We start from the raw sequence: 18,846 nt of genomic DNA, 5'->3' as shown, positions 1-18,846 counted from the left end.
TCATGTTACATCTTATTGATGTGGTCTAACTATTCATTTTCTCACAATATGGCTGATGAAGTCCATACACACTTTGAAGTAACCATCTTACTTTCGGGTGTGTATTTTCTTTTTTTCAGGCTTATATGATAATGGCCATATTCAAAAAAAGCCTATAGCTGAACCGCGAAAGGAATGTTAATCATGAAAACACTCGTCATTCTGGCGCATCCCAATATAGAGGTTTCAAGAGTAAATCAACGCTTAAAAAAGAAGTTGTTGCAACACTCTGATATTACAATTCATGAGATTTATAAAGCCTATCCTGATTGGAACATCGATGTGTCCAGAGAACAGAAGTTACTCGAAGCATATGATCATATTATTTTGCAGTTTCCGTTATATTGGTATAGCTATCCACCTTTGTTGAAAAAGTGGTTAGATGATGTTTTTACTTACGGATGGGCGTACGGATCAACAGGTAACAAACTGCATGGGAAAAAGATGGGCTTGGCTATATCCATTGGTGATAAGAAGGAAAATTACACGAGGGATGGTTCAGTGTCCTTTACCGTAGATGAGGTAGTGACCCCCTTCAAAGCCAGCATAAATCATGTTGGCGCCGTAGCGTTACCGTATTTTGCAGTCTTTGGTGCCTCATTCCAAGCTACTGATGCAGAAATTAACCAAAGCGCACAAAATTATATCCGTTATATCTATGAGTATCAGAGCCTGAAAAGCGATACAGTCGATGAAATAACTTCTCTGTGAATCGTTACATTTCGCAACGTTGCACATGGGAGCGAATAACGTGTGCCAGCTTCATTAGACCAAAATAACCATGAAAGGGGCTGTCCCAAAAGTCATAAGCATGACTTTTGGGACAGCCTTTTTCCTATTCGTTATAGCCCCTTGAAATACATATGAATTCCAGCATTTTCAACCACTTTCATAGAAGCTGTATTATCAAGTTTAAAGGATTTCTAAAACGCAAGACTAAGAAATTCATATTGTTTCTTGTCGAAACCTTATATGCCTTATGAATAATGGTGAATTGACGCCTGTCTTTTGTCCACACCGTTGCTTTAATGTTTGAATATTATTATTCATGTGAGCTTAAGAGAGTAAGAGGTTCATAAAAAGGTGGGATGGGGAAGATGGCTATTTTATCAACTGGGCCGATCGAAAACAATCCGGTTTCTGGTGTTAGACCGACACAACAGGTAACAATTAGATTGGTAAGTCGAACTGCTCTTGATTCTGTAACAGTATCCGTTCAGGGGTATGTGCTAAGCACAACAAGAACGCTGTATGTGAGTGAAATGATCAGTATTGCACCTAACGAAGCACTGACCAGAAATTATTTTGCAGACTTAGATGCTTTTGAGTTTGTTTTTGAAACCAGTACAGAAGGTGCGGAAGAAGTAGGGATCTCAGTATGGGGTAAACAAGCGTCGGGACAATTGGTAGATGCACACCGGGTGGTGGAGCACGAAAAAACAGTTAAAAACATCTAGCAGATAAAATCTACTCAAAAGAAAGGGGAGAGTAACGATGAGCTTTTTATCAACAGGGCCGTTAGAAAATAATTCTGTTAGTGGTGTTAGACCGACTCAGTCAGTTACTGTCAGAATGGATAACCGCAGCGATGTGACAGCCTCAACTATACAGATACAAGGGTATTACATGAGTGGTGGATTGAGGATTTTGTATGTCAGTGAATCTTTTGACATCGCACCAAATCAAGTGATAACCAACAGCTACTATGCCAATTTTGATGCCTTCGAGTTTACTTTCACAACAACAGCTATGGTTGATGATCCTGTTCAAGTATCAGTGTGGGGTAAGAGCAGCACAGGCTCTTTGGTAACAGCCCATCGTTTAGTTTCTTCGGAATTACTGGGTGAAATCCCAAGCAGCACTGGAGCTACAGGCACAACCGGAGCTACGGGAGCAACAGGCACACCAGGTGCAACCGGTATAACGGGAGCAACAGGCATACCAGGTGTAACTGGAGCTACGGGAGCAACAGGCACACCAGGTGCAACCGGAGTAACGGGGGCAACAGGTACACCAGGCGAAACGGGAGTAACGGGAGCAACAGGCACACCAGGTACAACCGGAGTAACGGGAGCGACAGGCACACCGGGTACAACTGGGGTAACGGGAGCGACAGGTACACCAGGTACAACGGGAGTAACGGGAGCAACAGGCACACCAGGTACAACGGGAGTAACGGGAGCAACAGGCACACCAGGTACAACGGGAGTAACGGGAGTGACAGGCACACCGGGTACAACCGGAGTAACGGGAGCAACAGGCACACCAGGTACAACGGGAGTAACGGGAGCGACAGGCACACCGGGTACAACCGGAGTAACGGGAGCGACAGGCACACCGGGTACAACTGGGGTAACGGGAGCGACAGGCACACCGGGTACAACTGGGGTAACGGGAGCGACAGGCACACCGGGTACAACTGGGGTAACGGGAGCGACAGGTACACCAGGTACAACTGGAGTAACGGGAGCAACAGGCACACCAGGTACAACGGGAGCTACGGGAGCGACAGGTACAGCAGGGGCAACCGGAGCTACAGGGGCAGCAGGTTCTGGAGCGATCATACCTTACGCATCAGGACTGCCTGTTGCGTTGACTACGGTATTAGGCGGACTTTTGAATACCTCCAGTTTAGTTGGATTTGGCAACAATGCTACAGGAATAAGTGTTAACGGAGGGATTATTGATCTCACAGGCGCTGCAGGCACCTTGCTTAACTTTGCTTTCTCGGCATCGCGTGCAGGAACGATTACTTCACTGGCCGCTTATTTCAGTACAACAGCTGGGCTTAGCTTGGTTGGATCTACGGTAACCATTACTGCACAATTATACCATTCGACTACACCTAATAACTCCTTTACGGCTGTACCGGGTGCAGTGGTAACCTTGGCTCCACCACTGACCGGCATTTTGTCACTGGGTACAATATCTAGCGGATTGACCACAGGACTGAGTATTCCAGTAGCCGCCGGTGACCGCCTGCTTATGGTCTTCTCAGCATCAGTAACAGCCGGAATTGATGTGGCTTCAACCATAGCCGGATATGCAAGCGGAAGTCTTACCATCACTTAATTTCGCTTTATATCAAGTCCAGAAACAGGGACCCCTTGCCGATCATGGCGGAGAGGTCCCTGTCTAAATGTGAGCGCATCAGTAGAGTATAGTACATTAGTTCAGATTGCAGGCTCCGTCTGGTATACGGTGTGCATCCTGTCCATCCTAATTCGTATTGCAGTCAATTGGAAGGATACGACAGTGGATTGAAATTGCAACATTATTGGCTAGCGTACTTGCTTTACCTCCAGTTAGTCCTCTTCAACAATACCCGGATTTTCTGTACAACTATTTGAGTCGCTCCAGCTCCGCTCATATGTTATAACACCTAAGTATCATAACGCCTATGTTACAATAGGGTGAAAACGGAGGAGTCATTATTGATTAAACAAAAAATTGTGATTGTTGGCGCAGGGATTGTCGGGGCATCCATGGCCTATCATCTGGCCAAACGAAATCAAGATGTAACCGTTATTGAACGGTATCCTGCAGCGGCGCGTGACGTCACGGAAAAATCGTTTGCCTGGATACATACAACTCATAGGGTAGCTCCCGAATACTGGCATTTATACGATGCAGCTTTGGAAGAATATCATGCACTTCAGCAAGAGTTATCCGAACTAGAAATTCATTGGCATGGAGCGCTAACTTGGGACACTCCGCCCCTAAGGGAGCAACCCCACTTTCAAAAATTAAACCGAGAGCAGCTTGAGGCATTGGAGCCGAATCTGAAGGAATATCTGGATGAAGCGATATTTGTTAGCGAAGAAGGTGCGGTGGACCCTATAGCGGTAACGGAGCTGTTGTTGAGCAAAGCGCAATCGTACGGAGCAAAAATTCAGTTTGGCACCAACGTTACACAGCTTCAGCAAGAAGGTTCCCGCTTGGTCGGCGTGCATACGTCCAACGGTTTTCTAGAGTCGGATGTCGTCGTATTGGCCGCAGGTGCAGGCGTCCCCGAACTTTGCAACCCGTTAGGTTGTCCTGTGCCGGTTACGTCGTTGCTTTCCATTCTGATTCAGATGAAATCGACGAGTCGGAGGAAAACGGACCAGAGGCGGTTGGTAAGCGAGCGTTCGACACGTTGCGTCGCAGTCTGACAGATGGTAATCACCTGGAACTGGAAAGCATAAAGGTCGGGTTGAGACCTATGCCTGAAGACGGCTATCCGATTGTGGGTTTCCAAGATCACTTAAAAGGACTTTTTCTAACCGTGATGCATTCTGCAATTACGCTGGCGCCGCTGATTGCACGTCTGGCTGCAAGTGAAATCATCAATCGGGAATCAAGAATTGAATTAGAACCTTGTCGACTCTCCCGATTTTAGGACCATACGAAAACGACAAAAGAGTACATCGCCACATGACAGATGTACTCCATATTACATAGTGCATAGCTGCTTAATTCTTTTGACCCGTATAATTGATTGAAAAGCACTTAATTCGGAAAGGAGACTTCATTCTATGAACTATTTTTTTCTGGAATCTCAATATCCACGTAGAGGGTTTATTAGTGGCGGAACGACCTTCACTCCCGAATTAGGTATGAATTATGTTGCGATAGAGAATCCGCTGCCAGAGGGGACAACGGCAGAGGTTGAGTTACTGTCTACGGTGCGCAACCTGAAAGTAGATTATTTTGAGACGATTACAGGAACGAGACACGTATCAGATCGTTTTAAAGCGCTGTTGGAGGGAACTAAAACAAACATACAGTTTATTCCGACAACTGTGTGTTACCACGACGGTCGTTCGGTTGAAAAAACCTATTGGACTGCACATCAACTTGATCGTTTGGATGTTTTCGATTATGAAAATTCGGAATATGGGCGCAAAGCGGTCATTGCTGCATCTGTACAACAGCCTCCACGTAAAGTCGTCAAAGTTGTATCTCAAATTTGCCTTCATGAAGAGCGAATTGGCGAGCATGAATTTTTTATGTTGGATTATATAAATATCTTCAAACCCATTATTTCAAAAGATTTTTACGAGGTATGCCGAAAACATAAGCTGAATCTGAGCGTTACAGAAGTCGGAAATTTAAGCATCTAAAATTCTACATGGATATAATGAAAGCACAAAAAAAGCCCGCGTTTGACGCGGGCTCTTAGTTCTTATTCTTCCCCGGTAGCCACCGGATTCTCCTCATAACTAATCCAATCCGACCAACTTCCGGAATACAACTTCACATTCATGTATCCCGCTTCTTCGAGCGCAATCACGTTCGGGCAGGCGGACACACCGGAGCCACAATACACGATAATCGCGCCATCCTTGTCCAGCTTGCTGAAACGCTCTTCTAACACCCCAGTATCTGTCCAACGTCCATCCCAGTCCAACACATCTTTCCAAAAATAATTCACCGCACCCGGAATATGTCCGGCCTTGGCATCAATGGGTTCCTCTAGACCCGCATAGCGGCGAGCATCACGGGAGTCGATTAGTACAGCTGAGCCGTCAGCAGATGCTTGCTGCACATCCTCAACACTCGCCAAAAGTCCTGACTGCACATTCACCTCAAACGAAGCTGGAATCTGAACCGGCACATCCGTAGTCACTGGAAACTTGGCATTCTGCCAGGCGGAGAGCCCTTCGTCCATGACATACACCTGTTCATGTCCCAGGTAACGAAGTAACCACCACAACCGCGATGCGTTCATACCACCTTGGTCATCGTAGGCAATAATACGTGCATTCGAGCCGATGCCTGCTTTGGAGAGACGAGTTGCCAGTTCAGCCGGATCTGGTAGCGGGTGACGTCCTCCGTGGGTAGATACAGGAGCGGATAGATCCTTTTCCAGATCGAGATAAACTGCACCAGGAATATGTCCAGCTTCATAGGCTTGTCTTCCGGCATCCGGTTGACCGAGCAGGAATCGGCAATCGGCAATGACGACATCTGGTTCATACATTCTGGCGAGCAGCCAGCGCATGGATACAATATTTTTCATGAAAACACACCGCCTTATATGTAGTTGGATGGATTCAACCGGAATCTGCGTGATGCAGGTCCCAGTTGTTTTTTACAAAAATCCTAATACAAACGCAAGTTACACCGCTGTAGGTTCGACTGGTCCTTTTCCAGCTACAGGAGCATCTGAGGGAATGGGCTGTGGTTTGGTTTTGCCATACCGAATGAAGATCCATACCCCGAAAATAATGACAACCCCGGCAGACATCTGAAGCCCGTTGAGGGATTCACCGAGTAGCACCCAGGCGAGCAGTGAGGAAAATACAGGTTCGCCCAGTACCCCCATCGATACTGTCGTAGCATTCATATATTGAAGCAGCCAGTTGAAGAGATAATGCCCAAAGATGGTTGGCACGATTGCGAGCAACAGGAAAATTCCCCACTCAGAAGCCGCATAACCGCCAAACGGGTGACCATTAACCAGATTATATACCGCAAGCGTACAGGCAGCTACGAAAAATACCCAGAAGTTATACGAAAAGGCACTTAGTCCGGCACGCAAAAACTGTCCAAGCAGCATGTGTACCGCCACAGCGATCGTTCCGAGCAAAGAAAGAATATCCCCCCGTAGCGCTGTGCCTGCCAACTGGAAATCTCCAGCTCCAATAGCGATCGATCCAAGCAGGGCAACGCCCATACCGATGATCATCATGCGATTGATTTTGGCTTTGAACAGCCAGACGGAACCGGCGAGAATTAATATAGGCTCCAAAGCGAGAATGACCGTTGAACTGGCTACACTCGTAAGCCGAAGCGATCCCATCCAGAGCAGAAAGTGCAGTGCAAGCATCACGCCGGATGCGAGCAGTAAAGCCCACTGTCTGAAGTTTAAACGCATCATCTCGTGCCGATATTTCCACACAAAAGGCAGCATCAGCAGATTGGTGAGGAACAGTCGGTACATCGCGATGACGGCGACGTCGGCTGTGGACCAGCGTACAAAGATGGAAGAAAACGAAATGGCAATAATGCCGACAAAGAATAGCAGAAAGATCGATCTGCCGGCACGGTTCAAGCTAGTCATGGATGTAGCTCCTTCTTGAAGTCAAATGGCGTAAATCAATTTATTATACAGGAGATTGTATCCGCAGGAAAAGCATAAGAAAAGAAATAGATAAGTAGATTGTAACCGGGCTTGTAACTATTCTGTCATTCTCCAGGACCATTTTTCTATTAATCTTCTATATAGAGACATGAAACGATATAATGTACCAATAATCGGGAAAAAATGAAAGTAAGGAAGTGGCCTGGAAGTGAGAGTTCAACAACAGAGAGCGGGAGAGAGTGGCGGCATTCCGCATAGAACAAGCCGAACCAAGACGCATGGAAGAAGAAAAATCCGGTATGGGAGACTGAGTGCTGCGCTGGCGCTTCTGGCACTGCTCATTATCGGTTTAACATATGCATTCATTGGCATGACGCACTGGATCAAGGATTATGTAGCACCTCCGCCAGTAGCTGCGATTGAACAGCCAACAAAGCTTGGCATGATTGAAATGACACCGGAGTCCAAAGAGGAGCCTGCGCGGTTCAAGGGTCAGGTGCGCAAGCTGGCATACATAACGTTTGATGATGGACCAAGTGTATATACCGATCAACTGCTGGATATTTTGAAACAGCATGAGGCAAAAGCAACTTTTTTCATGATTGGACGCCAGTTGAATCAACACAAGGAAGCAGTGGAGCGGCTTGTCAAAGAGGGCAGTTATCCGGGCCTTCACAGCATGACACATAACTATAACAAATTGTATAAGAGCGGAAGCTCCTCTAACTTTGTGAAGGAGTTCAAAAAGGAGCAGAAGATGGTCCAGGATCTGATCGGTTTTACGCCGCATCTGATTCGTGCTCCGTATGGCAGTAGTCCCCAGATCGGAGAATCCTTCAGGGGCGATATTGCTGCGGCTGGATTCAAAATGTGGGATTGGACCACCGACTCCCTCGACTGGAATCTTCCTGGTCAGCCGGACAAAATCGTGGAACGGGTTAGCAGCAGTGTACATCGGGATAAGGAAGTGATTCTGATGCATGAGCGCGAGCAAACGGTACAGGCACTGCCACGCATTTTGAAACTGCTCGAAGATCGGGGTTATGAGTTTGAGGTCTACGATCCGAATGCACATTGGGTATCCAATTTTAGCGCAGACACCCGCCTGTAAGAATAACAACATAGCAGTTGCAAGAGAGGAGGCACCCCGAGGTGCTTAAAAGAAAAAAGATAGCTCTGGCCGGGGTCAGCATATTGCTGGCTCTGCTTGTTAGTGCTTGCGGTCGGCCACAGGAACCTGCGGCAAATCAAGTCAATCAATTAATTCTTACCGATCAGGAGATGAACCAGAGCCTGAAGGAACTTGTTCATCATGAACGGGAAGACATGGAATTATACGGATCGATACTGAGTAAAGGAAAGAACAAAAACAGTAATCTGGAGGCCTTGCTCGATCAGGCAGACGGACATATTGCCGAGCGAAGAACACTGCTGGAACAAGCTGAAGCAGTGATGAGCCGGACTAAAGAACAGATGGAAGAGCTGCGAACTTCGTTGGATCAGTTATCCTTTGAAAAGGAAGAGAACCTGGCTCAAGCGCACACGGTATTGGATCAGTATGAGCAAAGAGCTGCGTCATTTGAAGCTTTTGTTGCCTCCTATAGGCAGAGCCTTGATGCGGACGAGCAGTTATATGCATTGATGAGAGGCAATGTGGAGCCCAATTTGGTTAAAATCAAACGTGCGATTCGGGAACGGAACAGCCAATATGCCAAAGTTGCCGAGTTAAGACAGCAGTTTAACAAGCAGACAAAAGCTTTTAACGGAGCCAATGCGAAACTTGTGCAAATGGAGCAAGCCGGCTGAGTATTCATGGTGTCAAAGAAGCATTGAACACTTTCTATGATTGAGCGACGGGTCAGCCGTGTAAGTAATACTAAGCTGTCAAGTTAACAAGTCAGGCAACATGGACAAACATCATTGCGTATAAGCTAACGGAGGTGTTCATATGCGAAATACTATGAATATTAGTGCATCATTACTTGTTTTGGTTATGGGATTCTCGCTTGTGGCCTGCGGCAATAGTAGCCCTACTGCTCAACCACCCGCGAATAATACAGAAGAACAGACACCGGCACCAGGGAAGCAGCCTGAGGAAAGTGCTGTGATTGAAGCGGAAGGCATTTTGACCGGATGGGCAGATCCGCACACGGTTGAAATTCGTGTGAAAGAGGAACCGATGTCTTTCCAGGTGGGTGAAGATCTGCAGAAATCTTTGGATGACATTGACGATGAAGATTCCGTTCAATTCAAATATGTAGAGAAAGCCATTCAAGGCGATACAACGATTAAACAGCTGGTGCTTACGGAAATCGCCAAGGTCGAGTCCAATGATGGTAACGGTACGAATGCAGGTGGTAATGTTACATCTGATCGTGCCAAAACATCTGAGCTGGAAGTGACCGTGGAAGGCATGACCGAAAAGCGCCCGGTTACACTGGCTCAAGGCAAAGGGTATTCATTATATGTGTTTGAACCAATGGTTTACGATGCGGATGATCATGAATTGACCATGAAGATTGATCCGGATTACGAGGTCGAGATTGAAAAACTGCCTTCGGATTATAACCTGAATGAACTGAAAGTGGATGCTAAGAAAGATCTGTCAGAAACCGGAGCGGTCAAGCAATTAAGTGAGGAAAAGCTTAGCAATGGTCCGATGAAAGAGGCAAAATTGTTCATGATGTCTCAAAACAATAAGAAAACGGAGTATTTCATCGTGAAAGAGTTGGATGGCAATGGCTTCGCTTTCCATATCCATGCACCGGTTGGCGAACCTTCAGAGGGCTTCCTGCCTATGGTTTATGCCTCCATCAATTCCATCATGAACGAGTAAGCGTGCTTCGATAATAAATATGTATGCCGTGAGTTTGAAAAGCCGGAAGGAACGATGCGATAAGCATAGGTTCCTCCCGGCTTTTTGTTCGTATGTCTATTCAGTTTGCGGGATCAAACTCTTTGACCTATTGTTAATCAGGTTAAGATGGTTGATTCCTGTCGCCCTTTGAGCTCTTCATAACGGGCAACGGCATGCTGATGGACGGGATGTTCGTCGGGAATTCCCATGCGCTCACGAATGAAGGCAGAGACGCCATCTTCGCGAATCAGGTGTTGGAGCTTTATAGCTTCCTCGTCATGTTCATGATTGAACAGCATCGCGGCTGCCATAGCGGAAGTTAAATGAGGAATTTCAATTCCGAATTCGCAGGCCTGCATCGCTGGGCGAACAAGCCGGTCGTAAGGCGATAACTTGCGAAGGGGCGAACGTCCGACCCGTGTTACCTGATCCGTCAGGTTCGGATTGGCAAAACGTTCGAGAATCGTATCGATATATTTGCTGTGTTTCTGTGGATTAAAACCGTGCTTGGCGATGAGCATGGCTCCGGTTTCTTCCATCACTTTGCGTACCTTGGCACGAAGAGGTGCATGACTCATAGCTTGCCGGATCGTCTTAAATCCTTCAAGATATCCGAAGTATGCGGCAACGCAGTGACCGGTATTTACCGTAAACATTTTGCGCTCAATATAAGGTTCAAGAGAGTCCACATAGTGCACACCTTCAATTTCCTTAAATCCTTCCAGCAGTGCAGGGCGATGAACCACCCATTCATAGAAAGGCTCAACGGTAACTTGTAGCGGGTCTTTATGATTCTGAGCGGGGACGATGCGGTCAACCGCTGCATTGGGGAATGAGACATAACGTTCTGCTTTTTCACGGGTTTCTACATCCAGAAACGGATATACCCGTTTTTTCAACCGAGTGCTGCCTCCGATGGCATTTTCGCAAGCGATAATGTGAAGTGGTGCAGAATTATTATTTTTCATACGCAGATAGATGCCTTTGGCGATCGGTTCAGCGATATCTTCCAGCGCCGATACACCGACGGCTGTTGTGATCAGATCTGCTGAAGCAATCACTTCAGCAACGCGATCCTGTTCGCCGACACTAATGGCGGTTACGTTATTCACAATCGTTGTATCCTGATCCGCATTTGCGAGGGTAATGGGATATTCCTGCCTCTTTTGAAGCATGGCGATTTTCTTCGGGTTACGTGCGACAAAGCAGACTTCATAATCGGAAGCGGACAACATATGACCGATAAATCCGCGGCCAATATTGCCCGCACCAAAATGTACAGCTTTCATGTGTGAACTCCCCCTTTAAAGTTTGAAATGCGAAATTCGTTCAGTCTTTAGACCGTAGTGACGAGTGGTTTCGAAATCAAATCGTTAAATTCGAGGTCGGTCAGGCATGACAGCCGTTGGTGAGGCATATCGAAATCAAGTGTCCCGGTAATGGTATTCGAGATGACAACGCAGTGAATACCAGCCGCAGCAGCTGCACGCGCGCCGTTAGGTGAATCCTCAATCGCTACGGCTTCGTCTGCAGTTACTCCAAGGGCTTCAAGTGCTTGATTGTACAATGCAGGATCAGGCTTCACATGGGCAACATCATCTGCGGTGCGAATGACTTCAAAGTAATCCTTCAGCTTGAGCTGCTCCAGATGCTGTTCAACCCACTCTCGTTTGGAGCTTGAAGCGACAGCAAGTTTCAATCCAGCTTTGCGTGCAGCTTCCAGGTAGTTCTGGATACCGGGTCTTACCTGTTCTTTGTTCATTAATGTTGCATGATGCAACTGAACGGATTCCCTGAACGCTTCCCGATCGATCGGAAGATTCAAATCTGTGATGAGGTACTCATAAGGATTAAATGTTTTCAGACTGGTACCGATGCATTGCGAGTACATCTCCAGGGTTAAGTCTACGCCGTGTTCCTTGTAGGCATCACGAAAAGCAACATACCATGCTGTCTCCGTATCAATAATCGTTCCATCGAAATCAAAAACCAGTGCCTTAATCATAAATTTGTTCCTCCTGTTTCAGAATTAGTTTTGGGATAAAGCTAAATGAATTTCTCTGCAAATACACTCCGTAATCTTTTGACTTGCGGTACATTAGTTGACGCGAAAGCTGAGTTATAAATATTAATTTGGGAAAAAACAGGTGTATAAGCTAATAAAACCGTAACATAGGACAAACGGAAGGGTCAAGCGCGTTATGATTGTTTACATGTAAAACTTGCACATGGATGATGTGTTTTCAGAAAATTGTAAAAGTGGAAAAACGTTATACCCTTTGCGTGTAAGCGGTGTACTGGAAAACCTGTATTTTCAGTTTAAACGTATCAAACTTTTTTTAAGAAATTTTGGATAATTCAACCGTTCAACAGCTTTCGACACTTTTATAATAGAAGAAAGGCAACTCAGCATAGGGTTAAAATAAATTTGCAATCGAACTAACCTATTAAAATTCTTTACGCCATATCAAGCCATGTGGGAGAATGGAAGAAGTCATTTGAGAGTTAAATCGCGGAGGAGGGATCGAAGATGCTGTATAAGGATCGTTTCCAAGGTTGTTTGATTGGGCTTGCCGCGGGAGATGCACTGGGAACTACAGTGGAATTCAGCAGTCCCGGCACATTTAAGCCTGTTACCGATATTGTGGGCGGCGGGGTATTCGATTTGGCACCTGGACAGTGGACGGATGATACGTCGATGGCCCTGTGTCTGGCAGAAAGCTTGGTGAGAAAAGAGATCTTTGATCCCGGGGATCAGATGCGCAGATATACGAATTGGTATCAGGTGGGTTATATGAGCAGTACAGGAACCTGCTTTGATATTGGCGGGGCTACTCGCAGTGCCCTTGAACGGTTTGCAGCAACCGGTGAAGCGTATAGTGGTTCAACCAACCCGATGACTGCTGGGAATGGATCAATTATGCGGCTCGCACCTGTAGCTATGGCATATGCCAACCAGCCGGATCAAGCAGTGCGGTATGCTGGGTTGAGTTCCAGAACGACACATGCTGCTGTTGAAAGTGTGGAAGCATGTGAAGTGCTGGCAGCAATATTGGTTGCAGGACTGCGCGGAGCGGACAAGGATGTCATATTACGGCCTGCTACCTGCCGTCAGTGGAGGGAAGAGAAATCTTTTTCACCAGCGATTGAAGAAATAGTCCAGGGATCATACCGGGATAAAGCACCGCCTGATATTCAGGGGAGCGGCTATGTTGTTCGTTCACTTGAAGCAGCGTTATGGGCATTCCATCAATCATCGATCTTCGAAGAGGGGGCGCTGCTGGCAGTGAATCTGGGTGATGATGCGGACACCACGGGAGCGGTATATGGGCAAATTGCCGGGGCGTACTATGGATTAAGCGGCATTCCGGCACACTGGCGAGAGAAGCTGGCCATGCAGGATACGCTGAGCGAATTGTCAGAGGCATTGTGGTCAAAGGCGGAAGCTAGATAGAAGAGACAGGAGAAGAGAACATCATATGCGTAAGACAGAGTCATCTCAAACGGAATCGCAAGTTACGAAATCTGCTAAACGAGGGGCGTTTCCTTTATCCCTTTTATGCCTGACGGTAGGAGCTTTTGCCATTGGCATGACAGAGTTTATTATTATGGGCCTGCTGCCCAATGTAGCGACGGATCTGAATGTGAGTATCCCCCAAGCAGGGCAGTTAATTACGGGTTACGCGCTTGGTGTGGCGGTGGGTGCGCCTATACTAACCGTGTTCACGCACAAGATACCGCAGAAAAAACTGCTGGTACTGCTGATGTGTATTTTTATCATCGGTAATGCATTGTCTGTTATTGCACCAACTTACGGGTTGCTCATCTCGGCACGTATTCTAACGGCATTTGCCCACGGTACGTTTCTGGGTGTAGGCTCGCTGATGGCAACACGATTGGTTGCACCGGAGAGAAGGGCAGGGGCAGTATCCGTAGTCCTGGCTGGATTAACGATTGCCAACATTATCGGTGTGCCGTTTGGTACCTTCATTGGGCAGCAGCTAGGATGGCGGTCATCGTTTGGAGCCATTACTATTCTGGGCATCATCTCATTGATTGGTATCATTCGTTTCATTCCGGTGATGCAGCAGGGACCGCCAGCAAACCTTGGTCAGCAATTCCGGAATCTGGTTCGCCCCCAAGTGTTATTAATATTGCTGATTGGTGCGCTGGGCTGTGGAAGTCTGTTCGCTGTGTTCACCTATATAACACCAATGCTTGTCGATATTAGTGGTTTTGCTGAGCAGAGCGTGACCTGGATTCTGGTGCTGTTCGGTGTCGGCGTTACATTGGGTAATATGCTTGGTGGTCGTCTGGCAGACTGGAAGCTGATGCCTTCCCTGATGGTTAACTTTGGTATACTGGCAGTTCTGTTGGCGGCCTTAACGTTGACGCTGGACAATCCGTATCTCGCGGTAATGACCATCTTCTGCTGGGGCGTTGCGGCTTTTGGGATTATGCCAGGATTGCAAATTCGAATTATGAATATGACTCGCGAAGCACCGCTGCTGGCGACAACGTCGAGTCACTCGGCCTTTAATCTGGGCAACGCAGGTGGTGCCTATTTGGGCGGGTTTGCAATTACGCATACGGGGCTTATCTCGGTACCGTTGTATGCAGCAGTTATTGCAGCACTTGGACTTGTGGGATTATTCGTTAGCGTGACAATGGAACGCAAATCGAGGGTATCGGAAATCGCCGATGCTGTAGAGCCGGCACCAGTGAATTAAATATAGACAGGTAGATGTAGCCTTCACTCCGCATTAACGTGTGGGATGGAGGCTGTTCTATGGAAGGATTACAGTTTCAACTAGAAAAAGACAAACCAGTCAAGTTACAGTATTATTGGTATATCATAATAATTAGAAAGGATGGATTTCAATTTGAATAAAACATTTGCTATGTTAATAAGCTTCTTATTAGTATTTCTATTTATAATCCCTATAAGTGATGCGAATGCAGCCGGGTCGAGCACAGTAACGACAAAAATTTACTCGTATAAAGGGCAAAAGTATGTTCAAATAATTGGCGGCGAACAAAAGGTCAGGGATAAAATAAATAAAACACTCAAAATCCATGCCGTAAATGCCGCTATACAGAATACATATCTAAAAAAACAGCAAGATTACTTTTACTGGAATACAACTGCACAGACTAAATATAATCAAAACAACCTAATATCTATTGTATATACAGATTATAATTTCAGAGGCGGCGCGCACGGGTATGAAGAAGTAACGACTTATAATTATGATCTAACAACAGGAAAACGCCTCTACTTGAACCAGGTGATTCAAACCAATAAACAAGCTGTTAATCTAGCAGAGGGTATTGAATCAGACCTAAAGAGTAATGAGAATGTTTTCCCGGACAGTTTTTATAACTTTCCCTTGTCGAATACATCTAGCTTTTACTACCAAAACACAGGAATTGTCTTGGTATTTAATCCATACGAAGTTGGGCCTTATGCGGCGGGATTTATAGAGGTGAAAGTTCCTTTCTCCAAAATTCAGTCTGAACTGAGCAGGCCATTTTTTGATTTAAATAAAAACTCCATTCAAGAGTTGAAGAGTGGGAGAATACCGGGGTTTGAAAATATAAGCTTTGGACAAACGAAAGCAGAAGTATCAAAAGCGCTGAAAAGTTCAAATAGTGAACCCTATTATGAACCGGAAATGGGAGGACTTTTCTGGATATTTGAAGGGGTAGAGTATGCTTCCTTTAATTTTGGGGAGGGAGACACAGACCGTCTTGACCATATTTATTTGAGTTGGAAAACCCTCCCTATGAAAACCTTCAGTGACATTGAGAAGATGTTGGGAAAAGGTCAAAAGGGTGAGAACCCTGATATTCAAGGAGAATATTTACTCTCCTATCGTTTTGGGGACACTCGGGTCCATTTCGCCTCCAATTCAACCGAGGGACTTATCCATGGCATTACAATCTCACATTACTAAGAAAAGATGCTGATTTTGTACTCTCCAAGTGTCGGGGCGGCAACATTGTACCATAGGAAGTCGCTAAATCTAGCGGCTTTTTTCCTTTCGTTGTAGGAGTTGCTATATATTATTTCTTGTTTCCACTCGGACTTGAAAGGATCGTTATTGTGAGAAAAATAATTAATTATATTCTAATCTTGCTGATCATTTGGGTAGCGCTACTGTATCCTATTCGTTCTGCGTGGTTTGAAGGGGTAAATCAGATTCCTGAAGATCTTCATGGTATTTATTTACTGTTCTTGTTCTTTGGATATCTTATTTGTTCATCTGGGATGGGGCTTATGCTTTACAAGATGTGTTTTAAACGAAAAGAATAGTAATTACAGCAGTTGATATCATTCATTTTCCCAAGGAGAAGGTGACAACTTGTACTACTACAAAGGTGCGTTCAGAGAAACGGACAATTTTATTTATTTCAAAAGCGATGTTCAATTAGCTGAGAATGATGTCGTGATATTTGGTGAGAAGAAGTATTTTATCGATAGTGTCGAGAAAGAATTCCTCATCCTTCAAAAGGTGGGCTCGATTGTTTCAGTGAGTGTATAAATCTCCGCGAATAACTTCCCTTTTTCAAGTGTACGTGCACTTCTGGGCACACGCCTACATACAATAAATCGACCCTGTTCCCACATGTGCTCAGGCCAGATCGTTGTAAAACTGCAGGAGGTGTCATCTGTGCCCGGATTGTTTACCGCAATTGCCCTTTTCATCAAAGAGTTAACGTTACTCGTCTCGTATGTCAAAAATAATGCATTTCCCCAGCCACTGGCTGAGGATGATGAAGCCAAACATTTACGCCTTATGGCTGAAGGCAACGCACATTCACGTAATTTGCTTATCGAACACAATCTGCGCCTCGTCGCGCATATCGTCAAGAAATTTGACAATACTGGCGAAGACCAGGAAGACTTGATTTCGATCGGAACGATTGGTTTGATTAAGGCGATCGAAAGTTTTCAACAAGGCAAAGGGACCAAACTCGCTACGTTTGCTGCCCGTTGTATTGAAAACGAAATACTTATGCATTTGCGTTCCCTGAAGAAAACACGCAAAGACGTTTCCCTTCATGATCCAATCGGAACGGACAAAGAGGGCAATGAAATTACATTAATTGATATTCTCGGAACAGAAGCCGACGACGTTGTAGATAAGGTACAACTCAAGATTGAAAAAAGTAAGATTTATCGCAATCTCGACATCTTGGATGATCGGGAGAAGGAAGTTGTTATTGGCCGATTCGGCTTGGAGGCAGGCGGCGAAGAGCGCACCCAACGCGAGATAGCCAAGGAACTTGGCATCTCACGCTCCTATGTATCACGGATTGAGAAGAGGGCGCTTATGAAGCTGTATCACGAGTTTTATAAACACAAATAATCGTTGACCAGATCAGAGGGCGCCTTTTCAAAAGGTGGCCTCTTTGCTGCGCAAAAAAATCTAAAAGAATTATAGGTATTCACGACAGATTATTATATGATGAGTTGTATACAAGTTTGACATCGTAGAGAGCATGTGCAGAAAGAGAGTGGTGGTTTACCATGCAAGAAGAAACATTAACACGAGGATTAAAGAACAGGCACGTGCAACTGATGGCGATTGGAGGTGCAATCGGTACAGGTCTGTTTCTCGGAGCAGGCAAAACGATTCAACTGACAGGGCCATCCATCTTGCTGGCCTATATTATTACGGGTATTGTGTTATTTCTCATCATGCGTGCATTGGGGGAACTGCTGCTAAGCAACTTGCAGTATCACTCCTTTGTTGATTTTGTGCGTGATTACCTGGGGAACATGGCGGCATTTATTACAGGTTGGACCTACTGGTTCTGCTGGATTTCCATTGCGATGGCTGATATTACGGCAGTTGGATTGTATACGCAGTTCTGGTTTCCGCAAGTACCCCAATGGATGCCCGGATTCATTGCACTGATCGTTTTACTGATCATGAATCTGGCAACGGTTAAGCTGTTTGGTGAAATGGAATTCTGGTTTGCCCTGATAAAAGTATTGGCCATACTGGCACTGATTGTTGTTGGTCTTTATATGATCTTCAAAGGTTTTACCACGGATCAAGGGCCTGCGAGTTTCACCAATCTGTGGAGTCATGGGGGATGGTTTCCGAATGGAATGCATGGATTCATCATATCATTCCAGATGGTGGTGTTCGCCTTTGTAGGCATGGAACTGGTGGGATTGACAGCGGGAGAAACCGAGAACCCGGAGAAGGTTATTCCGAGAGCGATTAACCAGATTCCCATCCGTGTCTTGCTTTTCTATGTTGGCGCACTGCTGATTATTATGAGTATCTACCCATGGAACGCAATTGTGCCCAGCGAGAGTCCGTTTGTTCAGGTATTCGCAGTCGTGGGCATTGCAGCAGCTGCCGGCATTGTGAATTTTGTGGTACTAACATCTGCTGCTTCGGCCTGTAACAGCGCCATTTTCAGCACAAGCCGTATGGTGTTCTCCATGGCGAAGGATCGCAACGCGCCCACTTCGTTCGCACGATTGAATAACAGAAAGGTTCCTTCCAATGCGCTTTTTTTCTCCACGATCGTTATTCTGATTGCGATTGTTCTGAACTATGTGATGCCGGAGGGGGTATTTACGCTGATCACCAGTGTCTCAACGGTCTGTTTCATCTTCGTCTGGGGCATTATGGTGATTTGTCATCTCAGATACCGCCGTACCCGCCCGGAACTGGCGAGCCGGAGTCGCTTTAGACTGCCACTCTATCCATTCTCCAACTACTTGATTCTGACGTTTTTGGTATTTGTGTTGGTGATTCTGGCATTGGCTGAGGATACGCGTGTAGCACTATTTGTTACCCCTGTATGGTTCCTCCTTATGGCAGTGATATATATTTGTAAAAAGAAAAACGTGTAA

Annotated in this window: 20 protein-coding genes; 16 read left to right on the top strand and 4 right to left on the bottom strand. The window is 45.9% G+C overall.

Annotated features, from left to right (window positions below):
- The first annotated feature begins 183 nt into the window (after positions 1–183).
- The 7 genes from HP548_RS25945 (at position 184) to HP548_RS25925 (ending at position 5,144) form a co-directional block, all read left to right on the top strand.
- Complete coding sequence (locus tag HP548_RS25945) at positions 184–750, top strand: NAD(P)H-dependent oxidoreductase (protein ID WP_175383220.1); 567 nt, start codon at positions 184–186, stop codon at positions 748–750.
- 386 nt (positions 751–1,136) lie between these two features.
- A complete protein-coding gene (locus tag HP548_RS25940) occupies positions 1,137–1,496 on the top strand; it encodes a hypothetical protein (protein WP_175383219.1) in 360 nt (119 codons plus the stop codon).
- A 37-nt stretch (positions 1,497–1,533) separates the two neighbouring features.
- Entirely contained in the window at positions 1,534–3,111 is a 1,578-nt protein-coding gene (locus tag HP548_RS25935) for an exosporium glycoprotein BclB-related protein (RefSeq protein ID WP_175383218.1), read from the top strand.
- A 69-nt stretch (positions 3,112–3,180) separates the two neighbouring features.
- A complete protein-coding gene (locus tag HP548_RS33775; RefSeq protein ID WP_256716745.1) occupies positions 3,181–3,303 on the top strand; it encodes a hypothetical protein in 123 nt (40 codons plus the stop codon).
- 170 nt (positions 3,304–3,473) lie between these two features.
- Positions 3,474–4,193 carry an NAD(P)/FAD-dependent oxidoreductase gene (locus HP548_RS25930; RefSeq protein ID WP_246318210.1) on the top strand — a complete coding sequence of 240 codons (720 nt, stop codon included), beginning with the start codon at positions 3,474–3,476 and terminating at the stop codon, positions 4,191–4,193.
- Positions 4,194–4,243: 50 nt separating this feature from the next.
- Positions 4,244–4,420, top strand: a complete 177-nt coding sequence (locus tag HP548_RS33485; protein WP_246318209.1) for a hypothetical protein — start codon at positions 4,244–4,246, stop codon at positions 4,418–4,420.
- A 136-nt stretch (positions 4,421–4,556) separates the two neighbouring features.
- Positions 4,557–5,144, top strand: coding sequence for an imm11 family protein (locus HP548_RS25925; protein ID WP_175383217.1), 588 nt, complete (start codon positions 4,557–4,559; stop codon positions 5,142–5,144).
- Positions 5,145–5,206: 62 nt separating this feature from the next.
- Here the strand turns inward: HP548_RS25925 and HP548_RS25920 are convergent, their stop codons facing one another.
- Together HP548_RS25920 and HP548_RS25915 are read right to left on the bottom strand one after the other, a co-directional pair.
- Complete coding sequence (locus HP548_RS25920; protein ID WP_175383216.1) at positions 5,207–6,043, bottom strand: sulfurtransferase; 837 nt, start codon at positions 6,041–6,043, stop codon at positions 5,207–5,209.
- A 99-nt stretch (positions 6,044–6,142) separates the two neighbouring features.
- Positions 6,143–7,087 (bottom strand): DMT family transporter, encoded by a 945-nt coding sequence (locus HP548_RS25915; protein WP_175383215.1) that lies wholly within the window; start codon positions 7,085–7,087, stop codon positions 6,143–6,145.
- A gap of 229 nt (positions 7,088–7,316) precedes the next feature.
- Between HP548_RS25915 and HP548_RS25910 the strand changes: the two genes are divergently transcribed.
- The 3 genes from HP548_RS25910 (at position 7,317) to HP548_RS25900 (ending at position 9,944) form a co-directional block, all read left to right on the top strand.
- Positions 7,317–8,219, top strand: coding sequence for a polysaccharide deacetylase family protein (locus HP548_RS25910; protein ID WP_343054932.1), 903 nt, complete (start codon positions 7,317–7,319; stop codon positions 8,217–8,219).
- A 41-nt stretch (positions 8,220–8,260) separates the two neighbouring features.
- Positions 8,261–8,914, top strand: coding sequence for a YkyA family protein (locus tag HP548_RS25905; protein WP_175383214.1), 654 nt, complete (start codon positions 8,261–8,263; stop codon positions 8,912–8,914).
- Between the two features lie 142 nt (positions 8,915–9,056).
- Positions 9,057–9,944 (top strand): hypothetical protein, encoded by an 888-nt coding sequence (locus tag HP548_RS25900; protein WP_175383213.1) that lies wholly within the window; start codon positions 9,057–9,059, stop codon positions 9,942–9,944.
- Between the two features lie 137 nt (positions 9,945–10,081).
- On the opposite strand, the gene HP548_RS25895 is transcribed toward HP548_RS25900, so the two are convergent.
- Both HP548_RS25895 and HP548_RS25890 read right to left on the bottom strand, forming a co-directional pair.
- The gene (locus HP548_RS25895) at positions 10,082–11,254 is read right to left on the bottom strand and encodes a mannitol-1-phosphate 5-dehydrogenase (protein WP_175383212.1); all 1,173 of its coding nucleotides are present in this window, start codon (positions 11,252–11,254) and stop codon (positions 10,082–10,084) included.
- 47 nt (positions 11,255–11,301) lie between these two features.
- Entirely contained in the window at positions 11,302–11,970 is a 669-nt protein-coding gene (locus tag HP548_RS25890) for an HAD family hydrolase (RefSeq protein ID WP_076288003.1), read from the bottom strand.
- A 525-nt stretch (positions 11,971–12,495) separates the two neighbouring features.
- Between HP548_RS25890 and HP548_RS25885 the strand changes: the two genes are divergently transcribed.
- From HP548_RS25885 to HP548_RS25860, 6 genes are all read left to right on the top strand, one after another.
- Positions 12,496–13,419: an ADP-ribosylglycohydrolase family protein gene (locus tag HP548_RS25885; RefSeq protein ID WP_175383211.1), complete on the top strand. Its 924-nt coding sequence runs from the start codon at positions 12,496–12,498 to the stop codon at positions 13,417–13,419.
- A gap of 25 nt (positions 13,420–13,444) precedes the next feature.
- Positions 13,445–14,695 carry an MFS transporter gene (locus HP548_RS25880; RefSeq protein WP_076288005.1) on the top strand — a complete coding sequence of 417 codons (1,251 nt, stop codon included), beginning with the start codon at positions 13,445–13,447 and terminating at the stop codon, positions 14,693–14,695.
- Between the two features lie 153 nt (positions 14,696–14,848).
- Positions 14,849–15,922 carry a DUF3298 and DUF4163 domain-containing protein gene (locus HP548_RS25875; RefSeq protein WP_175383210.1) on the top strand — a complete coding sequence of 358 codons (1,074 nt, stop codon included), beginning with the start codon at positions 14,849–14,851 and terminating at the stop codon, positions 15,920–15,922.
- A 408-nt stretch (positions 15,923–16,330) separates the two neighbouring features.
- A complete protein-coding gene (locus HP548_RS25870) occupies positions 16,331–16,510 on the top strand; it encodes a hypothetical protein (protein ID WP_063565447.1) in 180 nt (59 codons plus the stop codon).
- A 129-nt stretch (positions 16,511–16,639) separates the two neighbouring features.
- Positions 16,640–17,338, top strand: coding sequence for an RNA polymerase sporulation sigma factor SigK (sigK, locus tag HP548_RS25865; RefSeq protein WP_076288009.1), 699 nt, complete (start codon positions 16,640–16,642; stop codon positions 17,336–17,338).
- A gap of 161 nt (positions 17,339–17,499) precedes the next feature.
- A complete protein-coding gene (locus HP548_RS25860) occupies positions 17,500–18,846 on the top strand; it encodes an amino acid permease (protein ID WP_175383209.1) in 1,347 nt (448 codons plus the stop codon).

This window comes from Paenibacillus taichungensis (genome assembly GCF_013359905.1).
In the GTDB taxonomy this organism is placed as follows: domain Bacteria; phylum Bacillota; class Bacilli; order Paenibacillales; family Paenibacillaceae; genus Paenibacillus; species Paenibacillus taichungensis.
This window is presented reverse-complemented; position numbering and strand designations above follow the sequence as displayed.

Bases quoted from the DNA above. Each gene is read 5' to 3' on its own strand.
- HP548_RS25935 (WP_175383218.1), top strand. From the start codon at position 1,534: ATGAGCTTTTTATCAACAGGGCCGTTAGAAAATAATTCTGTTAGTGGT.
- HP548_RS25880 (WP_076288005.1), top strand. From the start codon at position 13,445: ATGCGTAAGACAGAGTCATCTCAAACGGAATCGCAAGTTACGAAATCT.
- HP548_RS25945 (WP_175383220.1), top strand. From the start codon at position 184: ATGAAAACACTCGTCATTCTGGCGCATCCCAATATAGAGGTTTCAAGA.
- HP548_RS25860 (WP_175383209.1), top strand. From the start codon at position 17,500: ATGCAAGAAGAAACATTAACACGAGGATTAAAGAACAGGCACGTGCAA.
- HP548_RS25940 (WP_175383219.1), top strand. From the start codon at position 1,137: ATGGCTATTTTATCAACTGGGCCGATCGAAAACAATCCGGTTTCTGGT.
- HP548_RS25915 (WP_175383215.1), bottom strand. From the start codon at position 7,087: ATGACTAGCTTGAACCGTGCCGGCAGATCGATCTTTCTGCTATTCTTT.
- HP548_RS33485 (WP_246318209.1), top strand. From the start codon at position 4,244: ATGCCTGAAGACGGCTATCCGATTGTGGGTTTCCAAGATCACTTAAAA.
- HP548_RS25890 (WP_076288003.1), bottom strand. From the start codon at position 11,970: ATGATTAAGGCACTGGTTTTTGATTTCGATGGAACGATTATTGATACG.
- HP548_RS25925 (WP_175383217.1), top strand. From the start codon at position 4,557: ATGAACTATTTTTTTCTGGAATCTCAATATCCACGTAGAGGGTTTATT.
- HP548_RS25900 (WP_175383213.1), top strand. From the start codon at position 9,057: ATGCGAAATACTATGAATATTAGTGCATCATTACTTGTTTTGGTTATG.
- HP548_RS25920 (WP_175383216.1), bottom strand. From the start codon at position 6,043: ATGAAAAATATTGTATCCATGCGCTGGCTGCTCGCCAGAATGTATGAA.
- HP548_RS25895 (WP_175383212.1), bottom strand. From the start codon at position 11,254: ATGAAAGCTGTACATTTTGGTGCGGGCAATATTGGCCGCGGATTTATC.
- HP548_RS25885 (WP_175383211.1), top strand. From the start codon at position 12,496: ATGCTGTATAAGGATCGTTTCCAAGGTTGTTTGATTGGGCTTGCCGCG.